The organism is Pseudomonas sp. HMSC065H01 (assembly GCF_001815235.1).
Classification (GTDB): Bacteria; Pseudomonadota; Gammaproteobacteria; order Pseudomonadales; family Pseudomonadaceae; genus Pseudomonas; species Pseudomonas aeruginosa.
The window spans coordinates 19615-43498 of sequence record NZ_KV819834.1 but is presented as its reverse complement, the minus strand read 5'-3'; the positions used below and the strand labels follow the sequence as shown (position 1 = coordinate 43498).

Genomic DNA, 23884 nt, shown 5'->3' with positions numbered 1-23884 from the left:
CTCAGTTTCCTCTGAATACGGGGGGACGCTTGGCGAGAAAGGCCGCCTTGCCCTCGGCGTGGTCGGCGCTGAGAAACAACTGGCTCTGCAACTCGCCCTCCCGCTCCAGCAATAGGTCAAGGCCCTCGGCGAGCAACGCCTTGGTCATCGCCAGGGGCAACGGCGCCTGCTGCTCCACCCGCCCGGCCAGCTCCAGCGCCATCGCCAAGGCGCCGCCAGCGGCGCAGAGGCGGTCGGCCAGGCCGATGCGCAGTGCCTCCTCGGCCTCTACCACCTGGCCGAACATCAGGATCTGCCGTGCCCGCCCCCAACCGATGCGCGCCGGCAAGGTATGCAACTGGCCGAGGTCGGCGAGCAGCCCGACCTTGCCGAAGCCGGCGGCGAAGCGGGCGCCGGCGCCGCAAACGATGCTGTCGCAGGCCAGCGCCACGGACAGCCCGGCCCCCACCGCCCAGCCCTCGACCGCGGCGATCAGCGGCTTGCCCATGCGCACCATCTGCCGCACCAGCCGCGCGTTGTCCTGCATTCGCGCCCTGCCGGCGGCCAACTCGGTCACCCGCATGTCGCCCAGGTCGCCGCCGGCGCAGAACACCTCTTCGCCACCGGTCAGCAGCACGCTGCGGATCGATGGGTCGCATTCGGCCGCCTCCAGGGCCCGCAGCAATTCCATGCGCAGCGCCGGCGACAGTGCGTTGCGCCGGGCCGGGTTGTCGAAGCGCAACAGGCGCACCGTGCCGCGCGTTTCCTGCAACAAACCGCTCATCAGGCCACCTCCCGCTGTAGCAGCGCGGCGTAGCGCGCCTTGTGGAACGCCAGCGAGCCGTGGGCATTGAGCAGTACCATGGCGCGGCGCAGGAACAGGCCGATGTCCGCCTCGTCGGTGTAGCCGATGCCGCCGTGCAACTGGATGGCCTGGCGGGTCACCAGCAGAGCCGCTTCCGAGGCCCGTACCCGTGCGCTGGAAACCTGCCGCTGGCGCTCGCTTTCCGACGCCCCGGCATCGATCGCGGCGGCGGCCTGCTCGACCATGGCGCGCGACAGTTCGATCTGGATCCTCAGGTCGACCATGCGGTGCTGCAGCGCCTGGAAACTACCGATCTCGCGGCCGAACTGGCGACGTACCTTGAGGTACTCCAGGGTTCGCTCGAAGGCGCCATCCATCAGTCCGACCAGATAGGCCGCGCAGGCCAGCGCTGCCTCGTCCAGAACCTGTTCCGTTACCTCGCCGGACAACCACCGTGCCGGCGCATCGCGGAAACGCAGGCGCGCCAGGTGAGCGCCATCCTGGGTCGCCTCGCAGAGCAGTTCCACGCCATCGGCATCGCGCTCGACCAGCGCCAGGCCCTGCTCGCAGGCCACCAGCCAGGCATCGGCGGCACCAGCCAGATGTACGTGAGCGACTTCGCCGTGCAACCGCCCTTGCTGCATACGAGGGCGTCGCCGCCCATCGCGGTAGGCGATGCCCGCCGGCAGGACCAGCCGCTCAGCGGCCAGCAACGCAACGCGCTCGTCTTCCGGCAGCAGCGGCGCCACCAGCCCGGCCTCGATCAGCGGCTCGGGCAGCAGGCCGCGCCCCAGCGCCTCCAGCAACGCCGCGTATTCGCTCATGCCCAGGCCGCTGCCGCCCAACGCTTCATCCAGGCGCAGCGCCGGCCAGCCCATGGCGCAGACCTCGCGCCAGGCCTGGCGGTCCACCCCGCTACCGGTGAAACGACCGCGGCGCACGCGGGTCAGGTCGCCGTCGCGTAGCACCAGCGAAGCCGCGCTGTCGCGGATCATCCGCAGACGCTGCTCGCGCTCGCCGGCCCACTCGTCTTGCTCACTCATCTGTTCGCCCTCCTGTCGATACGCCGTCCGCCCGTCCGTCATCTGCACGGGAGGCGCCGGCTTGTCCGCGCGGAGCGACCGCGCAGGCCGTGGTCCGGACGCGCGACGGATGGCTCCGCTGCCGCGCCGCCGGAACTCCGCTACGGCTTAGCCGCGCGGTACCTGAAGCTGCCCGAGGCCATGGCGATGACCTCGCCGTCCTCGTTGCAGATTTCCGCCGTGCAGAAGCAGATCGTGCGGGTCCGTCGCACCACCCTGCCAACCGCACGAAGCTCGCCGCGGGCGCTACCCATGAAGTGGGTAGCCATGTCGATGGTCACCATCGAGCAGTCCGGCAGGCAGGCACGGATCGCCTGGGCCATGGCGGCGTCCAGCACCGACATCAACACCCCGCCGTGGAACTGTTGCAGGTAGTTCATCAGTTCCGGGCGATGCCCCAGGCGCACCCGCGCCACCCCGTCGGCATCGGTCCAGCGCTCGAGGCCGATGAACTCCTGGAAGCTGGCGGGCCGCTGCTCCGCCGCTGGCTGTCGTGGAAAAGAACTCATGGATGTGCACTCCTTCCGCAGGATCAGGCCTTGGCCGCGCGCCGCTCGGCGGTATCCCCGGCACTGCCCGGCGCTTGCCGTCGGGAAGCGCTCTCGGCATCGCGGGACTCGCGGTTCGGGTCGTAGAGCCGGTCCGCAATGAACAGCGCCGGGATCAACCCGGTGAGCACGTAGGTGATGCCCATCACCAGGAAACCCGCGCCGATCGACACGTGGGTGGCCAGCAGGCCGATGCCGGCGGGCGCCACCGCCGCGCCGATACGACCCAGGTTGTAGGCGGTGCCCACCGCCGAGCCGCGGACGCGGGTGGAGAAGCTCTCGGTCATGTAGGTGGCCAGCACCCCGACCGGAACGCCATAGATGAAGCCGAAGGTGATGAGGATCCAGAGGATGTTGGAAGGCGAGTGGTAGAACACGATCAACGGCATGAAGGCGGCGCTGCCGATGGCCCCGGCGGCGAAGGTCAGGCGCCGGCCGAAGAGATCGGCGCAGACGCCGGCGGCGACCTTGCCGAGGATCATCGCACTGTAGGTGCCGACCATGTAGCCGGTCATCGACTTGAAGTTCATCCCCAACTCGCTCTCCAGGTAGGACGGCATCCAGTTGTTGGTGCCGTAGTAGCCGAACAGCAGGAAGCAGGAGGTGAGGCTCCAGAGCAGGAACATGCCGCGCGTTTCCGGATCGCCCAGCATCCGTCCCAGCGGGCCGGCGCCGCCAGCCTCGGCGTGGCTCTGCGGAGCCGCGCCGGGACGCTGGCGCCCGGCCTGGGCCGCGAGCCAGGACGGCGACTCCGGCACCCAGGGCCGCAGGGCCAGGCAGACCAGCGCCGGCGCCACGGCGGTGAAGAACAAGGCGCGCCAGCCGAACTCGGGGATGATCTGCCCCGCCAGCAGGGTCGCCACCAGGTAGCCCACGGTCCAGCCGGCCTGCATGGCGGCGAGGATGGTGGTGCGGTACCTGGTTCCGACGCACTCGGACATCAGGATGTTGCAGGCGACGAACAGCGAGCCGAGGCCGAGCGAGGCGACGAAGCGGATCAGCGCGAACTGCCAGTAGTTCTGGGTCAGCCCCAGCAACGCGGTACCGATGGAGAACAGCACGATGGTCCAGGTCACCACTCGCACCCGGCCGAAGCGGTCGCAGCACCAGCCGCCATAGATACCACCGACGGCCATGCCGGCGAGAGTCAGGCTGCCGAGGGAGCCGGCTTCGAAGTTGCTCAGGCCGAATTCGGCCTTCAGGCTGTTGAGGCTGTAGGCCAGGAACATCAGGTCGACGCCGTCGGCGAGCAGGCCGAGGAAGCAGAAGACGAAGGCGATCAGCATGGTGCGCCGGGAAATGGCCGGCGCCGGGTTCGGGGAAAGCGCGGTTGCATTCATTATTCTTGTTCTCGCAAGCAGGATTTCGGTTGATCTTCACGGCAGCCCGACGGTCGTTCCCTCGCGCCGCCGCCCTTCGCTTCAGTCCGGCCGCTCTGGCGGCGGACCTACCCGGCCGTTGTCCAGCACCACCACATCGCGCTCGACGACGCGAGTGCGGAACGAGCCGTCGCTCCACATCTCGGTACGCAAGGTCTCGCCGGGAAACACCGGAGCCGAGAAACGCACCTGCAGATGTCCCAGTTGCTCCGCGCGGTAGTCGGCGAGCCCGCGCAACACCGCGTGGAATGCCACGCCGAGGGTGCACAGGCCATGCAGGATCGGCCGCGGGAAGCCGGCCCGCAGCGCTGCCGCGGGCTCCGCGTGGAGCGGGTTGTCGTCGCCGTTGAGGCGGTAGTACAGGGCCTGCTCCGGACGGGTCGGCAGGTCGAGTCGCAGGTCGGGTGTCCGTTCAGGCAAGCGATGCGGCGTTTCCGGCACCTGCCGGGAACCACCGAAGCCGCCGTCGCCGCGAAGGAAGGTGGTGCTGCGGGCGACAGCCAGCACCTCGCCGCTGAGCGCGTCGCTGAGCACCTTCTCGCTGTAGAGCAGCGCGCCCTTGTCGGCGCCCTTGTCTACCAGACCGGTGACCCGGGTCCGGCCGATCACCTCGCCTTCCGCCGGCAACGGCCGCCGCCACTCCAGGCGCTGCTCGCCGTGAACCAGGCGCAGCGCGTCCACGCCAGTCGCCGGATTGCCCAGCCAGAAGCCCGGATGACCGAGCACCAGGGCCATGCACGGCAATGCCTGGAGATCGCGGCACGGATCGACGTAGGCCAGTTGGCGCTCGTCCAGCGGGTCGCCGCCCAGACCGAGGCTCAATGCGTAGAAGGCGCTGTCGCGCCGGCTGTAGCGCTGGCGTACTTCGGGGATCGGGTAGTTCAGGAGCACCTCAGGATCGAGCGCCATCGGCCACCTCCTCGACTTCCAACACCGCATCCACCGCCCAGGCGCCCTGGCCCTCCGGCAAGGCGATGACCGGGTTGAGGTCCACCGAGCGCAAGCGCTCTCCCGCCTCCCAGGCGAACCGCGAGAGATTCGACAGCAGCCGTGCCAGCGCCGCGACGTCGGCCCGCGGCCGGCCACGCGCGCCGAACAGGAGCGGCGCGCCTCTGATGCTACGGATCATCGCCTCGGCTTCGTCGACCTCGAACGGGCAGCGGCGGAACACCACGTCCTGCAGCACTTCGACGAAGATCCCGCCCAGGCCGAACAGCGCCACCGGGCCGAACAGCGGATCGCGCTGGATCCCCATGAAGCACTCCACCCCGCCCTGCAGTTGGCGCGCCACCAGGACGCCATTGAGACGCGCCTGCGGCGCCTTCTCGGCGGCCCGGCGCAGGAGCAGTTGGAAACCGGCGCGTACCGCGTCCGCATCGCTTACGCCAAGCAGCACGCCGCCGATTTCCGACTTGTGCTGGATGTCCGCCGAGGCGAGCTTCAGCACCACCGGGTATCCGATGCCCTCGGCGAAGGCAACCGCCTCTTCGGCACTGCCCAGCACCGCCTCGGCGGCGGACTCGATACCGGCGCGCGCCAGCAGGCGCTTGGCCTCGGCTTCGCCGGGCGTGGAGGCGGGCAACTGTAGCCCGCCGGCAGGCCGGCGCAGGCGCAACGGCCGGGCGAAGGCTTCGCCGAACCGCCCCATGGCCTGGATCGCCACTACCGCCCGGGTGGGGTCTTCGAACAGTGCGAAGCCGGCCTCCTCGTAGGGTGCCAGCTCCTCCCCCTCGCCCATCACCGAGACCACGAACAGACGCTCGGGATGAGCCTCCTTGATCCGCCGGAACTGCTCGGCCAGACGCGCGCCGATGGAGGCGGCGGTGCCGGCCTGGGTGAAGAAGGCGAGCAGCGAACGGTAGCCACCGTCGACCACCATCGACTCGGTAAAGTCGCGCACCAGCGTCAGGTCGTTCAGGGCCTGCGCGGTGCAGTCCACCGGGTTGATCGGCGAAGCGAAGGACAGCCGTGCCTTCAGCCGCTCCTGGGCCATGTCCGGCATCGGCGGCATCGGCAGGCCGACTTCCTCGGCGACATCGCTGACGATGATCCCGGCGCCGCCGCTGACGGTGATCATGCCGAGGCTGTTGCCCACCGGATAGATACGCCGGGTGGCGAGGTAGGCGATGTCCATCAGTTCCTCGGTGGTCCTGGCGCGGATCACCGCATAGTCGCCCAGCACGGCGTCCAGCACCTTGTCGTCGCCGGCCAGCGAAGCGGTGTGGGACAGCGCCGCGCGGCTACCCAGGGCGCTGCGCCCGACCTTGTGCAGGATCACCGGCTTGCCGGCGCGATGCGCGGCCTCCAGGGCGGCGAGGAAGCTGTCGACGTTGCGGATGGATTCGGCGTAGGCCATCACCACGTCGATCTCCGGCGACTCCACCAGCCAGCCGATGCTGTCGCCCAGGGTGACGTCGGCCTCGTTACCGGTGGCCACGCAGATAGGGGTTCCCAGGCGGCGCTCGCGCGCCATGCCGAGCAGGTGCGCGCCGTATGCGCCGGACTGGGTGGCGATGCCTACCCGGCCGGGCAGCGGTACGCCACGTTCCAGGCTGGTGGAGAAGAACGCGTAGTAACCGAGGTTACTGTTGAACGCGCCCAGCGCATTCGGACCGAGCAGACGCATACCGTACTCGCGGGCAGCGGCTACCACCGCATCCTGCATCGCCGCGCCGGCCTCGCCGACCTCGCTGAATCCGGAAGAGAACACGATGGCACTGCGCGCCCCCTGGCGGCCCAGTGCCCGGACGGTCTCCAGCACCTGAGGCGCAGGCACCGCGACAATGGCCGCGTCCGGTGCCTGCGGCAGCTCCGCGACGCTGGCGAAGGCCGGTAGCCCCTGGATTTCAGCACGGTTCGGATTGACCGGGAGGATTTGCCCGGCATAGCCATGGCGCAGCATGTAGGCGATGGGTCGGCCACCGATGCGGGTCGGGTCGCTGGAAGCGCCGATCACCGCGACCGAGCGTGGTTCGATCAATGGAGTAAGACTGGCGAAACGGGGAGCGTCGATGAGCTGTTGCGAGTGGTTCGCTGACATGGGTTCACCTGATCCGTTTGTCTGTGGCCGGCACGACAACCTTCTCGCGGGCGAGCGCGCCCGCGGGACGCCGCCACGGCAGCGCCCGGAAGGCCTGTCGGCCAGGGGTCTAGAGCGTGTCGCCGGTACCGAGCAACGCGGTTACCTGGCTGGACAGCGTGCCGCCGTTGCCGTGCAGCAACGCCACGTCGGCCTTGGCCAACTGCCGCTCGCCGCCCTGGCGGCGGAGCTGGGTCACCGCCTCGATGATCAGGAACATCCCGTACATCCCCGGATGCACGCAGGACAGCCCGCCACCGTTGGTGTTCACCGCCAACTCGCCGCCGGGCGCGATGCGTCCGCCCTGGACGAATGGGCCGCCCTCGCCCTTGGCGCAGAATCCCAGGTCCTCGAGGAACAGCAGGGTGTTGATGGTAAAGGCGTCGTAGAGCATCACCAGGTCGATGTCGGCGTGCCGCACACCGGCCATCTGCATGGCTCGCGGAGCGCTTTCCGAGGCCGCCGTCACGGTGAGGTCGGGCATCGACACGATCGAGCGATGCCACTGCGCTCCGGCCGCGCCAAGGAAGTACACCGGCGCATTGGGCAAGTCGCGGGCGCGCTCGGCGCGCACTACCACGCAGGCGCCGCCGCCGTCGGTGACCAGGCAGCAGTCGGCGGCGCTCAGCGGGTCGCTGACCATCCGCGCGGCAAGGACGTCATCGACGCTCAACGGTCCGCGGGCGAACGCCTCGGGATTCAGGTTGGCCCATTGCCGGGCAGAGACCGCCACCTCGGCGAGCTGCTCGCGTGTGGTGCCGTACTGGTGCATGTGCCGGCTGGCCGCCAGGGCATAGGCGGTGATCGGGTGGCGCGGCTTGTAGGGCGTCTCGTGCCATTGTGGCTCGCTCATCGATACCAGGCGGCCGCCGGCGGTTCGCTGGTTGGAGCCGTAGCAGATCAGCGCAGCGTCGCAGAGACCGGCCTCCAGTGCCAAAGTGGCCTGCAGCAGGTGCAGCTCGAAACTGGAGCCGCCGATATTGGTGCCATCCACGAATTTCGGGCGGATGCCGAGGTATTCGGCGACCGACAAGGTGGGAAAGGCATGGGAGCTGGTGGCTGCGAAGATCGCGTCGATGTCGGAAAGCTTCAGGCCGGCATCGGCAATGGCCCTGAGCGACGCCTGGCCGAGCAGTTCGATGGCGCTGTAGCCCGGCGCCTCGCCGACGCCGGCGCTACCGATGCCGACGATGGCGGTCTTGCCACGGATGGCTGCGCTCATGGTCGTCCCTCCTGGTGGGGAACGAACACCACGACATTGGCACCATCCTGCTCGACGATGCGCGCCTGCACACGGGTGCCGATCGGCAGGCTCTGGTGCCCGTCGATCCGCGACATCATGCGCACGCCCTCGTCCAGGTCGACCAGCGCGACATTGTGATTGCCGCCGCGGGAGCGATTGACAGTGATCGCGTAGAGCGTACCCAGGCCGCTGGCGGGAACCCACTCGAGATCAGTCTCGCCGCTACCCGGCACCAACTGGCGCGGGTAGAACACATGGCGACCGCTGGAACGGCTGCGCTGCAACATGAAACGGCCCTGGGCGAGAAACGCAAGGTACTGCGCCTCAGGTCCCGGAGTACTGCCATCGGGAAGATCTGCCACGAGGTTTCTCCTTTGTTCTTGTCGACCTTTGCTGCAAAGTGCATCGCGCTGGACGCCGAACCGGATACTGCTTCCGCCCCCGGTTGTACGTTCCGGAAGGCCAGAATATATTCACTATCGTGAATGTCAATCACAATACTGAATGAAAAGAGGAAAAATGACCAAGGACGCCACAACCAAAGGCACCAGCAGCAAAGATGTCGGCGCGGTAGTGAACGCCATTCAGATACTTCGCCACCTGGCCCACGCCGACGGACCGCAAGGCGTGGCCGCCATCGCTCGCGCCACCGGTATCAGCCCGAGCAGCGCCTTCAATATCCTGCGCACCCTGAGCAACGAACGACTGACCTCCTTCGACGATGCGGGCAAGACCTACCAACTGGGCCTTGGCCTGTCGGAACTGGCCGTAGGATTCGTCGGACGCAGCTATGCCGACCTGATCCAGCCAGAGCTGGAGCGACTAAGCCTTGCCCACCACATCCTCATCGCCCTGTGGCAAGTCACCGACGATGCGCACATCCGCGTCATCGCCCTTGCCGCGCCGCCCGTCGCCCACGTCAACGTCGCCGTCGGCACGCGCCTGCCGGAACTGGTCGGCGCCGCCGGGCGTTGCATTGCCGGCCTGCGCGAACTGCCGGAGGACGAACTGCGCCGCCGACTGACCCGCGTGCGCTGGGAAAATCCGCCGAGCTTCGAGCGCTACCAGGCCGAAGCGACCGAGGCCGTCGAGCGCGGCTGGGCTATCGACCAGGAACACCTTTACCGCGGCGTGAGCATGGTCGCCAGCGCCATCACCGACCGCGACGGACAACCGCGCTTCGCCATCTCCGCGATCGGCATCAGCGCCCAGCACCAGCCCGACGACCTGGAACGGATCGGCACCAGCCTGCGGGATACCGCGCGCTTCGTGAGCCGCGCGCTATTTCCCCAGGGCGAGGCACTGAAGGGGAAATCCTGAAATGATATTCAACCCACTGAAAGATTAGCCGGCCCGCCGTTATCGACCCGCGACGTCGGTACCACCTTTCAACCCGAGGACCGGCAGATAACGGAGGAAGCGCCAGAATCGCTTCAGCGTCACCCGGTCCCACGCCCGCAGCGGCACCGAGCGGAACAGCTGCCAGGCATATCGCCCATCCTGGACAACAGCCTTCTTCAGCGCCTTGTTCAGGATCAGTTGCCGGGCCCGGCGATAATTCGGGTGAGCCCGATAAGGCTCGATGGCTTGCATATCCGCCTCGTAATTGAGCTTGTACCTGCCGGACAGACCGCTTCCATGCCGACGATAACGCCCCATGTAGGCCGGTAGTCGATGAATTTCATAGCCCTGCGCCGCGATCCTGAGGGTGATCTGGAAATCCTGCACGCGAATCGACGGGTCGAAGAAATCCGCCCGCTTCATCGCGTCCATGCGGTAGAGCGCCGTAAGCGGCATGACCACCAGGGTCTCGGCCAATGCTGCATCGAACCCCCAACGCTCCACACAACCCTCGCTGAAACCGTCTCGCGCCACTTCGTTACCGGCACTGTCGATACAGATATTGAAACCGCCCACGCACCCGACCTCGGGGTGCGCAAGCAAGTAGTCGACGCGCGTGTCGAGCACTCCAGGCAGGACAATGTCGTCGAGGTCGGGAGTCATCACGAACTCCCCCCGCGCATGACGCAAACCGTGATTGAGCGCATCGCTCACCCCTCGGTTAGCCTGGCGGTAGAGCTGGAAACCGTGACGCTCGCGGAGCATGGCGAGACGCTCATAGGTGTCGTCCGTGGATCCGTCATCCACCACGATCAACTCGAGATTGGGATAGCCCTGCGCGTAGATGCTGGCAATCGCCTCGTCCAGATACTTCGAGATATTGAAACAGGCGCAAACGACGGAAACGAGCGGTCGCATTTCTTCCTCCCCAGCCCCGGCTCCGGGACTCGGCACAAACCGATAACCTGGCTGTCCGCTGGAAGGAAACCGTGCCATGCAGCTCGGCCACACATCCGCGGCGCCTTCAAGCGCCGGGATACTAAGAAGAACCGCCCCGACCATCGAAACCGGCAGGTCGCCCGACCCGGCGCTCGAAGGACAGAAAATCGGAAGCAATGGAGAAATGAGCGCTCAGCGCACCCACGAAACCCAGACAGAGCGGGACGACCACCCAGAGGAGAAGGAAGGACAGAACGAAGGAAGGGCCCGCAGCATTCCTAGGAGAACTGCACGACCTGGCCAATACCCGAAACCATGGCACGGCTTTCTCGCCCGCCCCGCAGAGGGGACGCCCGAACGCTCGCCAGAAAAGACAAAGCCCCTGGAACGCCAGGCATTCCAGGGGCTTTGCTCATATGTAATGGCGGAGAGATAGGGATTTGAACCCTAGGAGCCATTGCTGACTCAACGGATTTCGAATCCGTCCCGTTCGACCACTCCGGCATCTCTCCGTGCGGCGCGCATGATACCAGCTTGTACGAAGAACGCGAAGCTTTCTTGAAGATTTTTTCGCGTTCTTTCAGATGGTTGCGCGCATTTAGAGGTTAAAGCGGCACGCCCAGGCGCTTGGCTACCTCTTCGTAGGCTTCGATCACATCGCCGAGGCCCTGGCGGAAGCGGTCCTTGTCCATCTTCTTGCGGGTTTCCTTGTCCCACAGACGACAGCCGTCCGGGCTGAACTCGTCGCCGAGGACGATCTGGCCATGGAACAGGCCGAACTCCAGCTTGAAGTCCACCAGCAGCAGGCCGGCGTCGTCGAACAGCTTGTTCAGCACTTCATTGACCTTGAAGGAATAGGTCTTCATCTGCGCCAGTTGCTCGGGAGTGGCCCAGCCGAAGGCCTGGACGTGGGATTCATTGATGAACGGATCGCCCAGGGCGTCGTTCTTCAGGAACAACTCGAAGGTGGGAGGAGTCAGGGCGATGCCCTCTTCCACGCCGAGGCGACGCACCAGGCTGCCGGCGGCGAAATTGCGCACCACGCACTCGACCGGGATCATGTCGAGCTTCTTCACCAGGCACTCGGTATCCGACAGCAGCTTGTCGAACTGGGTCGGAATGCCGGCAGCTTCCAGCTTCTGCATGATGAAGGCGTTGAACTTGTTGTTCACCGCGCCCTTGCGATCGAGCTGTTCGATGCGCTTGCCGTCGAAGGCGGAGGTGTCGTTGCGGAACAGCAGGATGAGACGATCGGCATCGTCGGTCTGGTAAACCGACTTGGCTTTGCCGCGGTAGAGTTCTTCGCGTTTTTCCATGATGGGCTCCGCTTACGGGTAATAGGGCCTAGGCGATCTCGCGCCAATCCAGGCCTGAATGCTGATCGGCCACCTGCAGCCAGTCCGGATCGCACCCGAGGGTGTCGACGAAGGTTTGCCGGGCCAGCTGCGGCGAGTTGTTCTTTTCGCTGAGATGGGCCAGCACCAGGTGCTGCATGCGGCCCCAATCCAGCTGCTTCACCAGTTCTGCGGACTGATGGTTGTTCAAGTGCCCTCGCGAACCGCCTACGCGGGCCTTGAGAAAATAGGGATACGGGCCACCGGCAAGCATCGTGCTGTCGTGGTTGGCCTCGACCACCAGAGCATCCACCGCACGATAGCACTCCAGCACCTCGGCCGTGGCCATTCCCAGATCGGTGAGCATGCCGAAGCGCCGCTGCCCATCGGACAGCACGAACTGGGTAGGCTCGCGGGCGTCGTGCGAGACGCCAACCACCTGCACTTCCAGCCCGCGGATCGCCAGGCGCTGGCCGGCCCTCAACAGCTCGGCGGGGTGCACCGGGCGGCGCATGCCGCTCAGGGTACCCGCACTGAGATAGACCGGGATTTGGTAATGCCGCGCCAGCAGTTCGACGCCATGGATGTGATCGGCGTGTTCGTGCGTGACCAGGATCGCGTCCAGCTGCGCGGGGCTCAGCCCCAGGCGCGCCAGACGCTTGATGATTTCACGCAGCGGGAAGCCGCAATCGATCAGTATCCGGGTGTCAGAACTGCTCACCAAGGCCGAATTGCCCCGGCTTCCGCTGCCCAGAACCGCGAACCGCATTGCGCATGCTCTCCTGGAGTTTTTCCAGTACGTTTTGCGCGACATCGGCCGGCGCAGAGGTGTTGATGTCCTTGTCGACGGTGACCTGCACGGCGTCGCTGACGGTGGTCAGGCGGACCTGGTAGCGCTGCGCCTTGGCGTCTTCCTCTTCCTTGGTCTTCTCGCCGCCGCCGAACAGGCGACTGAAGAACCCGGGCTTGTCTTCGTCGGGCTTCTTCGCCCCTTCGGCGATGTTCACGTAGTACACGCCAAGGCTGCGGTTGAGGTCGTCGACGCGGATATCGGCGTTATCCAGGGCACGCCCGACACTGACCCAGGAGCGGTCGAAGTCGGATTGCAAGGTCAGCACCGGGTTGCCGCTGCCGTCCTTGCTCAACTCGAAGGTGCCGGGCGTGTCGTAGATCGAGTTGGCTGCCAGCAGGGAGACCGAGCCGCCCTGCTCGGCGCTGCGCGCCATGCTCGCGACCATCTCGTCGAGCAGCGCCGCGTCGAGGCTCGGCGCCACCGACTTGCTCGGCCAGCTCGGGCTGCTGGTGTCACCGGCGGCGCGGGTCTGGCTGAGCACGTAGACCTCGCTGGTATTGCTTTGCACGCCGGGCTCGATACGCACCCGAACCCGTGCCTGGCCGTCCGGCTCGACACCGCTCACGCGGCTGCTAAGGCGGCGTGCCAGCGGCGCGGAAAGCTGCGACAGCGATTGCCAGTCGGAACTGAACTCGCCGGTCTGCGGGCGCTCGTCGGCGATGCGGAAACCGTTCTCCTCGAAGAACTGCCGGGCCACCGGCCAGACTTCCGCCGGCGGACGCTGGGCCACGACCCAGCGGCTATCACCGCTGCGCTGCAGGCTGTAGTCGCTGATGTCGCCGGCGTTGGCCAGCGGCTGCGGACGCGGAACCTCGTACTCACCCTCTTTTTCGTGGGTGGTGGCGACGTTCAGCGGAATCGGCAGCAGCGGATCGAGCGGCTTGCTGTGCACCCCTTCGGGCAATTGCATGGGAGGCGTTTCGCGGGCGCCGAGGTAGTCGTCACCGCGGTCGCGGAAATAGCCCTCCGGCCCCCACAGCCAGCCGCAGCCGGAAGTGTTGCCGATAACCAGGGCGAGGGCGGTCAGTCCAGCCAGTCGCTTCATTGCGTGGAGCTCCTTGATCAAGCCAATACGCCGGTCTGGCGCATGGCCTGACGCAGCGGCTCGTGGCAACGCGGGCTGAGCCAGGTCAGGGGCAGGCGGATGCCCTCGGGGATCAGACCCATCTCATGCAGGGCCCACTTCACCGGAATGGGGTTGGATTCGATGAACAGCGCCTTGTGCAGCGGCATCAGGCGATCGTTGATGGCGCGCGCGGCTGCGGCGTCGCCGCGCATGGCGGCGGCGCACAGGTCGCTCATGGCGCGCGGCGCGACGTTGGCGGTCACGGAGATGTTGCCCTTGCCACCCAGCAGCATCAGCTCGACGGCCGTGGCGTCGTCGCCGGAATAGACGAGGAAGTCCTTGCCGACGCGCTCGATGACTTCCTTGGCGCGTTGCAGGTCGCCGGTGGCCTCCTTGATGCCGATGATGTTCGGCACCTTGGACAGGCGCTCGACGGTCTCCGGAAGCATGTCGCAGGAGGTGCGGCCCGGTACGTTGTAGAGGATCTGCGGGATCGCAACGGCTTCGGCGATATGGCGGAAGTGCTGGTACATGCCTTCCTGGGTCGGCTTGTTGTAGTACGGCGTCACCAGCAGGCAGGCGTCGGCGCCGCCGCTTTTCGCGGCCTCGGTCAGCGCCACCGCCTCGCGGGTGGAGTTGGCGCCGGTGCCGGCGATCACCGGGATGCGGCCCTTGACCTGGTCGACCACGCGACGGATCACCTGGATGTGCTCTTCCACGTCCAGCGTGGCCGATTCACCGGTGGTGCCGACGGCGACGATGGCGTTGGTGCCTTCCTGCAAGTGGAAGTCCACCAGCTTGGCGAGGCTGTCCCAGTCCAGTCGACCCTGAGCATCGAAGGGGGTGACCAGTGCCACCATACTGCCCGCAATCATGCAACCGCTCCTGCCGCGAAATTAAAGCGGTAATGGTACTGTCGGCGGCAGGCCTTGCACAAGACGAGCGCCACCTCGTCGGAAGCCGCTGACAGGCGGCAGACGTTTCCCTCGGCGGCGCTTTTCGCTACCCTTCCCGCTTTAGGTACGGCCCGTGCCGCCAGCGTATTCCAGGAAAGTTGAATGTCCACCAGCCAACCCCGCGAACAATTCCTTCTGATCAGCGCCCTCGGCCCCAATCCGATGGAGCTGACCACCCTGCTCTGCCGCGCCTGCGTCGAGAGCCGCTGCGCCGTGGTCAGCAGCCGCCTGACCCGCCACGGAGAGTTCAGCGCCCTGGTGCTGCAGATCTCCGGAAGCTGGGATGCCCTCGCCCGCCTCGAGGGCAGCCTGCCGGCCCTCACCAAGCGCGGCGACATCACCCTCAGCATGACCCGCAGCAACGCCCACGTGACCCGCGCCCAGGCGTTGCCTTACGTGGCCTATGTCAGCGCGGTGTATCGCCCGGACATCCTCAACGAACTCTGCCAGTTCTTCATCGACCACAACATCGAGCTGGAGAACCTGACCTGCGACACCTACCAGGCGCCGCACACCAACACCACCATGCTCAACGCCACGATTACCGTGACGCTGCCCGCCGGCACCCAGATCAGTTGGCTGCGCGACCAGTTCCTGGACTTCGCCGACGCCCTGAACCTGGATGCCCTGATCGAACCCTGGCGCCCCCAACACCCCTGAGGAGCCGAGCCATGCCGGTCGCAATCGACAAACCCGTACCCGACTTCACCGCCCCCGCAACCAGCGGCAAGGAGGTGACCCTGTCCGCGCTGAAGGGCAAGCAGGTCGTCCTGTACTTCTACCCGAAGGACAGCACCCCCGGTTGCACCACCGAGGGCCAGGGCTTCCGCGACCAGTACGCGGCGTTCCAGAAGGCCAATACCGAGGTCTTCGGCATCTCCCGCGACGGCCTGAAGTCCCACGAGAACTTCAAGTGCAAACAGGAATTCCCCTTCGAGCTGATCAGCGACAAGGATGAAGCGGTCTGCCAGCTGTTCGACGTGATCAAGCTGAAGAAGCTCTACGGCAAGGAATACATGGGCGTCGACCGCAGCACCTTCCTGATCGACAGGGACGGCGTACTGCGCCAGGAGTGGCGCGGCGTGAAGGTGCCCGGGCATGTCGACGCGGTTCTCGCCGCCGCCCAGGCGCTCAACGGCGCCTGAGCCCCGCCCCGAAAAAAAAGGCCGCATCCGCGGCCTTTTGCATTTTTCATGCGGCCGATGCTATCGCGTGGCTGCCGGAGTCTCGGGAAGGTCCTTGGGCCAGGCATCCAGCACCGCTTTCACCAGGGTCGCCAGGGGGATCGCGAAGAACACGCCCCAGAAGCCCCAGAGCCCGCCGAACAGCAACACCGCGCAGATGATCGCCACCGGGTGCAGGTTCACCGCCTCGGAGAACAGCAGCGGCACCAGCACGTTGCCATCCAGCGCCTGGATGATCGCGTGGGCCACCATCAGGTAGATGAACTGGTCGCTCCAGCCCCACTGGAAGAAGGCGATCATCGCCACCGGTACGCTCACCACCACCGCGCCGATGTACGGCACCACCACCGACAGGCCGACCAGCAGGGCCAGCAGCGCTGCGTAGTTGAGCCCCAGGTAGGCGAAGGCGATGTAGGTCACCGCGCCGGTAATAACGATCTCGATGACCTTGCCGCGAATGTAATTGGCGATCTGCTGGTTCATCTCGGCCCAGACCTGTTTCATCAGCCCGCGCTCGCGCGGCAGGTAGCGGTGGAACCAGGTATGGAAGCGCTTCTTGTCCTTGAGGAAGAAGAACACCAGGATCGGCACCAGCACCAGGTAGATCATGACGTTCACCACCACCGGCAGGCTGGCCAGCGACGAGGTCAGCGCCCACTGGCCGATCTGGCCGAATTCGCCGCGCGCGGTCTCGATGGCCTTGAGCACCTGCTCCTCGCTGATCAGGCTGGGATAGCGCTCGGGCAGCATCAGCAGCACGCTCTGCCATTCGCCGAGCATCCGCGGCAGTTCGTTGAACAGGGTGAACAATTGCTGCCAGAGCAGCGGCAGCAGGACCACCAGGAACAGCGCCAGCAAGCCGAGGAACAGGCTGTAGACCAGCCACACGGCGAACAGGTGCGGCACCCGGAAGCGTTCCAGCATGCCGACCACGCCCTGGATCAGGAAGGCGATCACCATCGCCGCCAGTACCGGCGCGAGCATCCCGCCGAAGGCGAGGATGACGCTGAAGCCGAGCACCAGCATGATCGCCAGCACCACTGCCTCCTCGTCGGAGAAGTAGCGCTGCATCCAGTCGCGTAACACCTTGATCATCGGAAATCCTGAATCGGAACGGCGAAGGCTCCGCTAACGCTTGCGCAGCCAGTATCGATAGACGCCTTCGGCGGCCTCTTCGCGCAGCAGTTCATGGCCGGCGAGCTGGGCGAAGGCCCGGAAGTCTCGCTGCGACCCGGCATCGGTGGCGATCACCTTGAGCACCCCGCCGCTGGGCAGGCGGTTCAGCTCCAGCTTGGCCTTTAGCAGGGGCAGCGGACAATTGAGACCACTGGCATCCAGCTCCGCGTCACATACCAGGGGGGATGAATCGTTATCCGTCATGACAGCCTCTCCCGAAGGGCCGACAAGCATACCCAAGCCTATCCGCCGCTGGCCAGTTGAAACGGCGCTCGAAGTCCAACAGCTTCGGGTCTCGGGCAGATACCTAGGCAGTGCCGATAACCAACGGCTAAAGTAAGGCCTTTGCCAACCTGAGCCTCCTGCATGAATGTACTGCGCCCTGCCCTGTTGACGCTCGCCTGCATGCTCGCTTCGCCGGTCATGTCGGACGATCTGCCCTCCCTGGGCGACGCATCTTCCTCGATCGTTTCGCCGGAGCAGGAGTTCCAGCTGGGCCGCGCCTGGCTGAGCATGCTGCGCAACCAGGTCGATGCGATCTCCGACCCGCAGCTCAAGGACTTCGTCGAAAGCAGCGTCTACCGGCTGGCCGAAACCAGCGACCTGCAGGACCACCGGCTGGCCTTCATCCTCATCCGCGACGCACAGATCAACGCCTTCGCCGCGCCCGGCGGCGTGATCGGGGTCAACGGCGGGCTACTGCTCAACGCCCAGACCGAAGGCGAGTATGCCGCGGTGCTGGCCCACGAACTCGGCCACCTGATCCAGCGCCACTTCGCCCGCGGCATCGAGGCACAGCAGCGCATGCAACTGCCGGTGATGGCAGCGATGCTCGCCGGCATCGTCGCCGCGGCCGCCGGCGCAGGGGATGCGGGTATCGCGGCGATCGCCGGGACCCAGGCGGCGGCGATCCAGAACCAGTTGCGCTTTTCCCGGCAGAACGAGCAGGAAGCCGACCGCGTCGGCGTCACCAACATGGTTCGCGCCGGTTACGATCCGCGCTCGATGCCGAACATGTTCGAGCGCCTGGCGCGGCAGTACCGCTACGACGGCAAGCCGCCGGAGTTCCTCCTCACCCACCCGGTCACCGAATCGCGTATCGCCGACACCCGCAACCGCGCCGAACAGTATCCCCAGGGCGGCAAGGAAGACAGCCTGCGCTACCAGCAGATGCGCGCGCGCACCCAGTTGCTCTTCGAGGAAACCCCGGGGATGGCCGGCAAGCGCTTCCGCGCCATGCTCAACGACAATCCCAAGCTGGATGCCGCGCGCTACGGACTGGCCATCTCGCAGACGCGCATCGGCCAGCTCAACGATGCCCGTGACAACCTCAGGCAATTGCTGGCGAAGGCACCCAACGACGTGGCCTACAACCTGGCCCAGGTCGAGCTGGACATCACCGCCAACCGCCTTCCGGATGCCGATCAGCGGTTGAAGAAGATGCTCGCCCAGTTCCCCAGCAGCTACCCGCTGAAACAGGTGCGCGCCGACCTGATGCTGAAGATGGGCAAGCCGCAGGAATCGGAGAAGATCCTCGACGACCTGAGCAAGGCGCGGCCGCTGGACCCGGATGTCTGGAACCGTCTGGCCGAGGTGCGCAGCCTGACCAACAACGCCATCGGCGTGCACCAGGCCCGTGCCGAGTACCTGTCTCTGACCGGCGACTACCAGGCCGCCATCGAGCAGCTCGATTTCGCCAAGCGCCGCGCTGGCGGCAACTTCCAACTGGCTGCGCGACTCGACGCTCGCCAGCAGGAAATTCGCCAGCAGGAAAAGATGGTCAAGGAAATGTTCCGCTGAGCGGCATATCCGAGGAAAAACACCCGGCGAAGCTCATCGAAACAGGGGGTTGGGCGAACAACCGCACCGCGCTTACTCGCCCTACGCAGCGGCACGCCCTCGCCAGGATCAGGCGTTCCCGGCCTGGCGCAGGCGCGCGGCCTGGGTGAAGTCGAGCATGCGCTTCAGCGGACGGACCGCCCTCGGGATCAACGCCGGGTCGACGAAGATTTCCCCGCTGCCCTCGCGCAGGCAGGCCAGGGTCCGCTCGAGCGTGTTCATCGCCATCCACGGGCAGTGCGCGCAGCTGCGGCAGGCGGCGCCGTTGCCGGCGGTGGGGGCCTCGATGAAATCCTTGTCCGGGCACAACTGCTGCATCTTGTAGAAGATGCCGCGATCGGTGGCGACGATGAAGGTCTTGTTCGGCAGGGTCTGCGCGGCCTTGATCAACTGGCTGGTCGAGCCCACGGCATCGGCCAGCGCGACCACGCTTTCCGGCGATTCGGGGTGGACCAGGATGGCGGCGTCCGGGTAGAGCGCCTTCATGTCTTCCAGCTGCTTGGCCTTGAACTCCTCGTGGACGATGCAGGCGCCATCCCAGAGCAGCATGTCGGCCCCCGTCTCGCGCTGGATGTAGCGTCCCAGGTGCTGGTCCGGCGCCCAGAGGATGGGCTCGCCGTTGTCCATCAGGTGTTCGACGATCTCCACCGCGCAACTGGAGGTCACGACCCAGTCTGCGCGTGCCTTCACCGCCGCGGAGGTGTTCGCATAGACCACCACGGTCCGTTCCGGGTGCTGGTCGCAGAATGCCGAGAATTCATCCACCGGGCAGCCCAGGTCGAGCGAGCAGGTCGCTTCGAGGGTCGGCATCAGCACACGCTTCTCAGGGTTGAGGATCTTCGCCGTCTCGCCCATGAAGCGCACCCCGGCCACGACCACCGTCTGCGCCGGATGCTGGTTGCCGAAACGGGCCATCTCCAGCGAATCGGATACGCAACCGCCGGTCTCCTCGGCCAACGCCTGGATCACCGGGTCGCAGTAGTAATGCGCCACCAGTACAGCATTTTGCGCCTTCAGTTCGGCCGCGATCGCCGCGCGATGCTCGGCGCTCTCCTGCTCGCTCAACACACGGGGTTGCTTGGCGGCCAGGTGGGCCTGTACCAGGAGTCGTTCGGAAATGTGCGTCATAGTCGCTACACCTGAAGGCGCAACAGCGCGTCTCTCGATTTTATACCCGGCGGCAGGCTGGACCGCAGGGAACTGACGATTGCAGGTTTCGGGCACGGCACCCGTGTCCCCTTGAGCAAACCCCGGGGATCCGCCTGCAAGGCCGCGGATTCTAACCGCATAGGTCGCGCCAGGGCCATCCCGGCATCCGTACCGGCCTGGCCGGTGGCTACGCTAACAAAAGACATAGGTTTCGGTCGTTAGACCTACGCGACATAATTTTTTCGTTTCTTAGAACCGTCCCTGGCTCGGCTCGCTCCACGACCGAACACGACATGCCGGCATGCCAGCGTTAATACTTTGGTATTAGGCCCTTGGTATTAACGTTAAATAACCGGTAAATATCCGGATTTTCTTTTCGTCGAATTTACGAGCAATATGAAACATATTTCGTTGAAATAAGCTCTTCTTTCACATAATTATAAAAATATCCTGAAACAGAGCCGTCATCCCTCACCTCCAAAACGACGACTCCCCGTGCCGTGCGCCCGCCGCGCAGAAAGCGAGCCGGCGGCCGATTCCACCCTCGCACGCCAGCCCTTGCGCTTCACTGACCGACGGGAGGTTTCCCCGATGAAAACGTCATCCAGAAGACAAGTTGAAACACTCGGGCGCTATCTATCGAGTCCTCGACGCTTCTTCCACAGTAGCGGCAACCTGACCCGATCAAGGGAAGCGGCACGCGCCACCCAATAAAAGGAATAAGGGATGCCTATTCATAACCTGAATCACGTGAACATGTTCCTCCAGGTCATCGCCTCCGGTTCGATTTCCTCCGCTGCGCGGATCCTGCGCAAGTCGCACACCGCGGTCAGCTCGGCGGTCAGCAACCTGGAAATCGACCTGTGCGTGGAGCTGGTCCGTCGGGACGGCTACAAGGTCGAACCCACCGAGCAGGCGCTTCGCCTGATCCCTTACATGCGCAGCCTGCTGAACTACCAGCAGCTGATCGGCGACATCGCCTTCAATCTCAACAAGGGTCCGCGCAATCTCCGGGTGTTGCTGGACACCGCCATCCCGCCGTCGTTCTGCGATACGGTGAGCAGCGTACTGCTCGACGATTTCAACATGGTCAGCCTGATACGCACCTCGCCCGCCGATAGCCTGGCGACGATCAAGCAGGACAACGCGGAAATCGATATCGCCATCACCATCGACGAGGAACTGAAGATCTCCCGCTTCAACCAGTGCGTGCTCGGCTACACCAAGGCGTTCGTCGTCGCCCATCCGCAGCACCCGTTGTGCAATGCCTCCCTGCACAGCATCGCGAGCCTGGCCAATTACCGGCAGATCAGCCTCGGCAGCCGCTCCGGGCAGCATTCGAACCTGCTGCGGCCGGTCAGCGACAAGGTGCTCTTCGTGGAAAACTTCGACGACATGCTGCGTCTGGTGGAAGCCGGCGTCGGATGGGGCATCGCGCCGCATTATTTCGTCGAGGAACGCCTGCGCAACGGTACCCTGGCAGTCCTCAGCGAACTCTACGAACCGGGCGGCATCGACACCAAGGTGTATTGCTACTACAACACCGCGCTGGAATCCGAGCGCAGCTTCCTGCGCTTTCTCGAAAGCGCCCGCCAGCGCCTGCGCGAACTCGGCCGCCAGCGTTTCGACGATGCGCCGGCCTGGCAACCGAGCATCGTCGAAACGGCGCAGCGCCGCTCAGGCCCGAAGGCGCTCGCGTACCGCCAGCGCGCCGCACCAGAGTAGAGCGTTCTCCAGCAGACGCTGGCCGTGGGTGGTGAGAATCGACTCGGGATGGAACTGCAAGCCCAGCTGTCGATTGCGCGGATCGGCCATCGCCATGATCTCGCCATCGGCATCGGCCAGGCAGTCGGAACCTTCCGGCAGGCGACTGACCACCAGCGAGTGGTAGCGCGCGACGCGCAGGTCAGCGATGCCGTCGAACAGCGGGTGACGCTGATCGAAACGCAGGGACGTGCTCTTGCCGTGCAGCGGCTTCCTCGCCTCGCCCACCGCGCCACCGGCGGCCAGCGCCAGCGCCTGGTGGCCGAGGCAGACGCCGAGCACCGGCAAGCGCCCGCGGGCCCAGGCGAGCAATTCCAGCATGCAGCCGGCGTCTTCCGGCCGACCGGGCCCCGGCGACAGCACCAGCAGTTCGCAACCGTCGGCCAGCAATGCCGCCTGGATCGTCGGCAACGGCGTATCGTTGCGCATCACCCGGACCTCCGCGCCGAGCAGGCAGAACTGCTCGACCAGGTTGTAGGTGAAGGAATCGAAGTTATCCAACAGCGTGATGCGCATCGCGCTCTCCCCTTTCGCGTTCGGCAGCGGCCACGGCGGTCAGCACCGCCAGCGCCTTGTTGCGGGTTTCCTCGGCCTCCAGCCGTGGATCCGAATCCAGCACCACGCCGGCGCCTGCCCGGACCCGGGCGATACCTTCGCGGACCTCGGCGGAGCGGATGACGATGCTGGTATCGAGGTTGCCGGCGCTGTCGAGAATGCCGATCGCGCCACCGTAGCTGCCGCGATAGCCATCCTCGTACTGCCGCAGCAACTGCATGGCACGGACCTTCGGCGCACCGACCAGGGTGCCCATGTTCAGGCAGGCACGGTAGGCATGCAGCGCATCCAGTTCGCCATGCAGTTCGCCAGCCACGCGCGAGACCAGGTGCATCACGTGGCTGTAGCGATCGACCTTGAGCATGTCGCGCACCTGCCGCGTACCGCTGCGGCAGACCCGCGCCAGATCGTTGCGCGCCAGGTCGACCAGCATCATGTGCTCGGCGATCTCCTTGGCGTCCAGGCGCAACTCCGCTTCCAGGCGATTGTCCAGTTCCGCATCGATGGCGCCCCGGGCATCGCGTCCGCGCGGGCGGGTGCCGGCGATGGGATAGAGTTCCACCTCGCGACTCTCCGCGTCGTACTTCAATGCCGACTCCGGCGAAGCGCCGAACAGGCAGAAGTCCCCCGCATCGAGGAAGAAGCGGTACGGGCTGGGGTTGCGCAGGCACAACTGGCGATAGGCCCGCCAGGGGTCCGCACACGGCATGCTGAAGCTGCGCGACGGTACGATCTGGAACACGTCGCCGGCCCTCACGTGGGCCTGCAGGCGCTCTACCTGGCGGGCAAAGCTCGCATCGTCCAGGTCGACCTGGTAGTTGCCGGCCCGTACGCCTGCCACCGGCGACTCGGAAGCCTCCTCCACGGCGCCATGGAATTCGTCGGCACACTGGCGCAGGCTGGCGGCCAACCGGTCGTGCCCGGCCGGATCGTGGACGAACGCCTGCAGCGAAGTCCGGCGCGCCAGGTGATCGATGTCCAGCAGCAACTCCGGCACCAGGAACAGGTAGTCCGGGCAATGCCGCGCAGGTTCGGCCGGCGCCGGCAAGGGTTCGAACTGCTCGGCCAGGTCGAAGCTGAACAGGCCGCCCAGCAGCGCGGGCCCCTCCGCGTCGCCCAGCGTTCCGAGCACGCGGCGCAGCGCCTCCAGGCTGGACAGGCCATGCAGGCGTCGCCACTCGTCCGCATGCGACTCTTCCTGGGGGAAGCGCCAGTGCAGGGTGTCGCCGTCACGCAAGCAGGTGACCTGGGCCGGACAGGCCTCGCTCAACGGCGCCAGCAAGGCGCGTCCGTTGGAGTTCAACGCCCGCAGCACCACATCGCGCCCCCAGCACTCGATGCGCAGGCAGCTGGAAAGGATCGCCACGCTACGCCGCGCAGCCTTGCTGTCCACGTCGAAGCAGTCGAACAGCATCCGGTTGGCGCCGGCCATGCGCCAGATCGACAGCGCCTCCGGCACCAGCGTGCGGTACTCCAGACTTTCTTCCAGTCGATAGCCAACCCCGCTCACGAGCCACCTCCTCGCGCCCATGGGCGACTGGCCTGCGCGACGCTAGCGCGCAACGGCATGTTCATCATCGGTAACCCCCCTTTTCCCCCAATTGCGACCGCTG

At 65.9% G+C, this 23884-nt stretch carries 23 protein-coding genes and 1 tRNA gene; 5 read left to right on the top strand and 19 right to left on the bottom strand.

Annotated elements, in window-relative coordinates; translation table 11 throughout:
- Position 1: 1 nt before the first annotated feature.
- From HMPREF3014_RS02290 to HMPREF3014_RS02255, 8 genes are all read right to left on the bottom strand, one after another.
- Complete coding sequence (locus tag HMPREF3014_RS02290; RefSeq protein ID WP_003086299.1) at positions 2-763, bottom strand: enoyl-CoA hydratase/isomerase family protein; 762 nt, start codon at positions 761-763, stop codon at positions 2-4.
- A complete protein-coding gene (locus HMPREF3014_RS02285) occupies positions 763-1827 on the bottom strand; it encodes an acyl-CoA dehydrogenase family protein (protein ID WP_023087688.1) in 1065 nt (354 codons plus the stop codon). Before HMPREF3014_RS02285 ends, HMPREF3014_RS02290 begins: the two co-directional genes overlap by 1 nt.
- 140 nt (positions 1828-1967) lie before the next feature.
- Complete coding sequence (locus tag HMPREF3014_RS02280) at positions 1968-2375, bottom strand: PaaI family thioesterase (RefSeq protein WP_003158192.1); 408 nt, start codon at positions 2373-2375, stop codon at positions 1968-1970.
- Positions 2376-2398: 23 nt separating this feature from the next.
- A complete protein-coding gene (locus tag HMPREF3014_RS02275) occupies positions 2399-3754 on the bottom strand; it encodes an MFS transporter (RefSeq protein ID WP_003158190.1) in 1356 nt (451 codons plus the stop codon).
- Positions 3755-3835: 81 nt separating this feature from the next.
- Entirely contained in the window at positions 3836-4702 is an 867-nt protein-coding gene (locus tag HMPREF3014_RS02270; protein ID WP_023084536.1) for a MaoC/PaaZ C-terminal domain-containing protein, read from the bottom strand.
- Positions 4686-6833, bottom strand: coding sequence for an acetate--CoA ligase family protein (locus HMPREF3014_RS02265; RefSeq protein WP_023087689.1), 2148 nt, complete (start codon positions 6831-6833; stop codon positions 4686-4688). Before HMPREF3014_RS02265 ends, HMPREF3014_RS02270 begins: the two co-directional genes overlap by 17 nt.
- A gap of 109 nt (positions 6834-6942) precedes the next feature.
- Positions 6943-8094 (bottom strand): thiolase, encoded by a 1152-nt coding sequence (locus HMPREF3014_RS02260; RefSeq protein WP_003448986.1) that lies wholly within the window; start codon positions 8092-8094, stop codon positions 6943-6945.
- Positions 8091-8477, bottom strand: a complete 387-nt coding sequence (locus HMPREF3014_RS02255) for a Zn-ribbon domain-containing OB-fold protein (protein WP_003086280.1) — start codon at positions 8475-8477, stop codon at positions 8091-8093. The genes HMPREF3014_RS02260 and HMPREF3014_RS02255 overlap by 4 nt, the downstream gene beginning before the upstream one ends.
- A 157-nt stretch (positions 8478-8634) precedes the next feature.
- Here HMPREF3014_RS02255 and HMPREF3014_RS02250 point away from each other — a divergent pair, with 157 nt between their 5' ends.
- On the top strand, positions 8635-9435 hold the full coding sequence (locus HMPREF3014_RS02250) for an IclR family transcriptional regulator (RefSeq protein ID WP_003120643.1): 801 nt from the start codon (positions 8635-8637) through the stop codon (positions 9433-9435).
- Between the two features lie 39 nt (positions 9436-9474).
- On the opposite strand, the gene wapB is transcribed toward HMPREF3014_RS02250, so the two are convergent.
- From wapB to dapA, 6 genes are all read right to left on the bottom strand, one after another.
- Positions 9475-10467, bottom strand: coding sequence for a 1,2-glucosyltransferase WapB (gene wapB, locus HMPREF3014_RS02245; protein WP_073647917.1), 993 nt, complete (start codon positions 10465-10467; stop codon positions 9475-9477).
- Between the two features lie 350 nt (positions 10468-10817).
- A tRNA-Ser gene (locus HMPREF3014_RS02240) sits at positions 10818-10907 on the bottom strand.
- Positions 10908-11000: 93 nt separating this feature from the next.
- Positions 11001-11711 carry a phosphoribosylaminoimidazolesuccinocarboxamide synthase gene (purC, locus tag HMPREF3014_RS02235; protein ID WP_003108622.1) on the bottom strand — a complete coding sequence of 237 codons (711 nt, stop codon included), beginning with the start codon at positions 11709-11711 and terminating at the stop codon, positions 11001-11003.
- Positions 11712-11739: 28 nt separating this feature from the next.
- Positions 11740-12498: an MBL fold metallo-hydrolase gene (locus HMPREF3014_RS02230; RefSeq protein WP_003120645.1), complete on the bottom strand. Its 759-nt coding sequence runs from the start codon at positions 12496-12498 to the stop codon at positions 11740-11742.
- The gene (gene bamC, locus HMPREF3014_RS02225) at positions 12437-13627 is read right to left on the bottom strand and encodes an outer membrane protein assembly factor BamC (RefSeq protein ID WP_003086271.1); all 1191 of its coding nucleotides are present in this window, start codon (positions 13625-13627) and stop codon (positions 12437-12439) included. The genes HMPREF3014_RS02230 and bamC overlap by 62 nt, the downstream gene beginning before the upstream one ends.
- A 17-nt stretch (positions 13628-13644) precedes the next feature.
- Positions 13645-14523 (bottom strand): 4-hydroxy-tetrahydrodipicolinate synthase, encoded by an 879-nt coding sequence (dapA, locus tag HMPREF3014_RS02220; protein ID WP_003086270.1) that lies wholly within the window; start codon positions 14521-14523, stop codon positions 13645-13647.
- 183 nt (positions 14524-14706) lie between these two features.
- Here dapA and HMPREF3014_RS02215 point away from each other — a divergent pair, with 183 nt between their 5' ends.
- On the top strand, positions 14707-15264 hold the full coding sequence (locus HMPREF3014_RS02215) for a glycine cleavage system transcriptional repressor (RefSeq protein WP_003086267.1): 558 nt from the start codon (positions 14707-14709) through the stop codon (positions 15262-15264).
- Positions 15265-15275: 11 nt separating this feature from the next.
- The gene (locus HMPREF3014_RS02210) at positions 15276-15749 is read left to right on the top strand and encodes a peroxiredoxin (protein WP_003086262.1); all 474 of its coding nucleotides are present in this window, start codon (positions 15276-15278) and stop codon (positions 15747-15749) included.
- A 60-nt stretch (positions 15750-15809) separates the two neighbouring features.
- Here the strand turns inward: HMPREF3014_RS02210 and HMPREF3014_RS02205 are convergent, their stop codons facing one another.
- On the bottom strand, positions 15810-16883 hold the full coding sequence (locus HMPREF3014_RS02205) for an AI-2E family transporter (protein ID WP_003108615.1): 1074 nt from the start codon (positions 16881-16883) through the stop codon (positions 15810-15812).
- Between the two features lie 33 nt (positions 16884-16916).
- Positions 16917-17168, bottom strand: coding sequence for a sulfurtransferase TusA family protein (locus tag HMPREF3014_RS02200; protein WP_003086258.1), 252 nt, complete (start codon positions 17166-17168; stop codon positions 16917-16919).
- A gap of 162 nt (positions 17169-17330) precedes the next feature.
- On the opposite strand from HMPREF3014_RS02200, the gene HMPREF3014_RS02195 reads away from it, so the two are divergent.
- Complete coding sequence (locus HMPREF3014_RS02195) at positions 17331-18764, top strand: tetratricopeptide repeat protein (protein ID WP_003112546.1); 1434 nt, start codon at positions 17331-17333, stop codon at positions 18762-18764.
- A 108-nt stretch (positions 18765-18872) separates the two neighbouring features.
- On the opposite strand, the gene nadA is transcribed toward HMPREF3014_RS02195, so the two are convergent.
- Positions 18873-19931, bottom strand: coding sequence for a quinolinate synthase NadA (gene nadA / locus HMPREF3014_RS02190; RefSeq protein ID WP_003112547.1), 1059 nt, complete (start codon positions 19929-19931; stop codon positions 18873-18875).
- 747 nt (positions 19932-20678) lie between these two features.
- On the opposite strand from nadA, the gene mvfR reads away from it, so the two are divergent.
- Positions 20679-21677: a multiple virulence factor transcriptional regulator MvfR gene (gene mvfR / locus HMPREF3014_RS02185; protein WP_003108614.1), complete on the top strand. Its 999-nt coding sequence runs from the start codon at positions 20679-20681 to the stop codon at positions 21675-21677.
- Here mvfR and phnB read toward each other — a convergent pair.
- Positions 21630-22232, bottom strand: coding sequence for an anthranilate synthase component II (phnB, locus tag HMPREF3014_RS02180; protein WP_023086516.1), 603 nt, complete (start codon positions 22230-22232; stop codon positions 21630-21632). The two genes, mvfR and phnB, sit on opposite strands and share 48 nt — an antisense overlap.
- The gene (locus tag HMPREF3014_RS02175; RefSeq protein WP_003123211.1) at positions 22210-23802 is read right to left on the bottom strand and encodes an anthranilate synthase component 1; all 1593 of its coding nucleotides are present in this window, start codon (positions 23800-23802) and stop codon (positions 22210-22212) included. Before HMPREF3014_RS02175 ends, phnB begins: the two co-directional genes overlap by 23 nt.
- Positions 23803-23884 lie beyond the last annotated feature (82 nt).

Bases quoted from the DNA above. Each gene is read 5' to 3' on its own strand.
- HMPREF3014_RS02290 (WP_003086299.1), bottom strand. From the start codon at position 763: ATGAGCGGTTTGTTGCAGGAAACGCGCGGCACGGTGCGCCTGTTGCGC.
- HMPREF3014_RS02285 (WP_023087688.1), bottom strand. From the start codon at position 1,827: ATGAGTGAGCAAGACGAGTGGGCCGGCGAGCGCGAGCAGCGTCTGCGG.
- HMPREF3014_RS02280 (WP_003158192.1), bottom strand. From the start codon at position 2,375: ATGAGTTCTTTTCCACGACAGCCAGCGGCGGAGCAGCGGCCCGCCAGC.
- HMPREF3014_RS02275 (WP_003158190.1), bottom strand. From the start codon at position 3,754: ATGAATGCAACCGCGCTTTCCCCGAACCCGGCGCCGGCCATTTCCCGG.
- HMPREF3014_RS02270 (WP_023084536.1), bottom strand. From the start codon at position 4,702: ATGGCGCTCGATCCTGAGGTGCTCCTGAACTACCCGATCCCCGAAGTA.
- HMPREF3014_RS02265 (WP_023087689.1), bottom strand. From the start codon at position 6,833: ATGTCAGCGAACCACTCGCAACAGCTCATCGACGCTCCCCGTTTCGCC.
- HMPREF3014_RS02260 (WP_003448986.1), bottom strand. From the start codon at position 8,094: ATGAGCGCAGCCATCCGTGGCAAGACCGCCATCGTCGGCATCGGTAGC.
- HMPREF3014_RS02250 (WP_003120643.1), top strand. From the start codon at position 8,635: ATGACCAAGGACGCCACAACCAAAGGCACCAGCAGCAAAGATGTCGGC.
- purC (WP_003108622.1), bottom strand. From the start codon at position 11,711: ATGGAAAAACGCGAAGAACTCTACCGCGGCAAAGCCAAGTCGGTTTAC.
- HMPREF3014_RS02230 (WP_003120645.1), bottom strand. From the start codon at position 12,498: ATGCGGTTCGCGGTTCTGGGCAGCGGAAGCCGGGGCAATTCGGCCTTG.
- bamC (WP_003086271.1), bottom strand. From the start codon at position 13,627: ATGAAGCGACTGGCTGGACTGACCGCCCTCGCCCTGGTTATCGGCAAC.
- dapA (WP_003086270.1), bottom strand. From the start codon at position 14,523: ATGATTGCGGGCAGTATGGTGGCACTGGTCACCCCCTTCGATGCTCAG.
- HMPREF3014_RS02215 (WP_003086267.1), top strand. From the start codon at position 14,707: ATGTCCACCAGCCAACCCCGCGAACAATTCCTTCTGATCAGCGCCCTC.
- HMPREF3014_RS02210 (WP_003086262.1), top strand. From the start codon at position 15,276: ATGCCGGTCGCAATCGACAAACCCGTACCCGACTTCACCGCCCCCGCA.
- HMPREF3014_RS02205 (WP_003108615.1), bottom strand. From the start codon at position 16,883: ATGATCAAGGTGTTACGCGACTGGATGCAGCGCTACTTCTCCGACGAG.
- HMPREF3014_RS02200 (WP_003086258.1), bottom strand. From the start codon at position 17,168: ATGACGGATAACGATTCATCCCCCCTGGTATGTGACGCGGAGCTGGAT.
- HMPREF3014_RS02195 (WP_003112546.1), top strand. From the start codon at position 17,331: ATGAATGTACTGCGCCCTGCCCTGTTGACGCTCGCCTGCATGCTCGCT.
- nadA (WP_003112547.1), bottom strand. From the start codon at position 19,931: ATGACGCACATTTCCGAACGACTCCTGGTACAGGCCCACCTGGCCGCC.
- mvfR (WP_003108614.1), top strand. From the start codon at position 20,679: ATGCCTATTCATAACCTGAATCACGTGAACATGTTCCTCCAGGTCATC.
- phnB (WP_023086516.1), bottom strand. From the start codon at position 22,232: ATGCGCATCACGCTGTTGGATAACTTCGATTCCTTCACCTACAACCTG.
- HMPREF3014_RS02175 (WP_003123211.1), bottom strand. From the start codon at position 23,802: ATGGGCGCGAGGAGGTGGCTCGTGAGCGGGGTTGGCTATCGACTGGAA.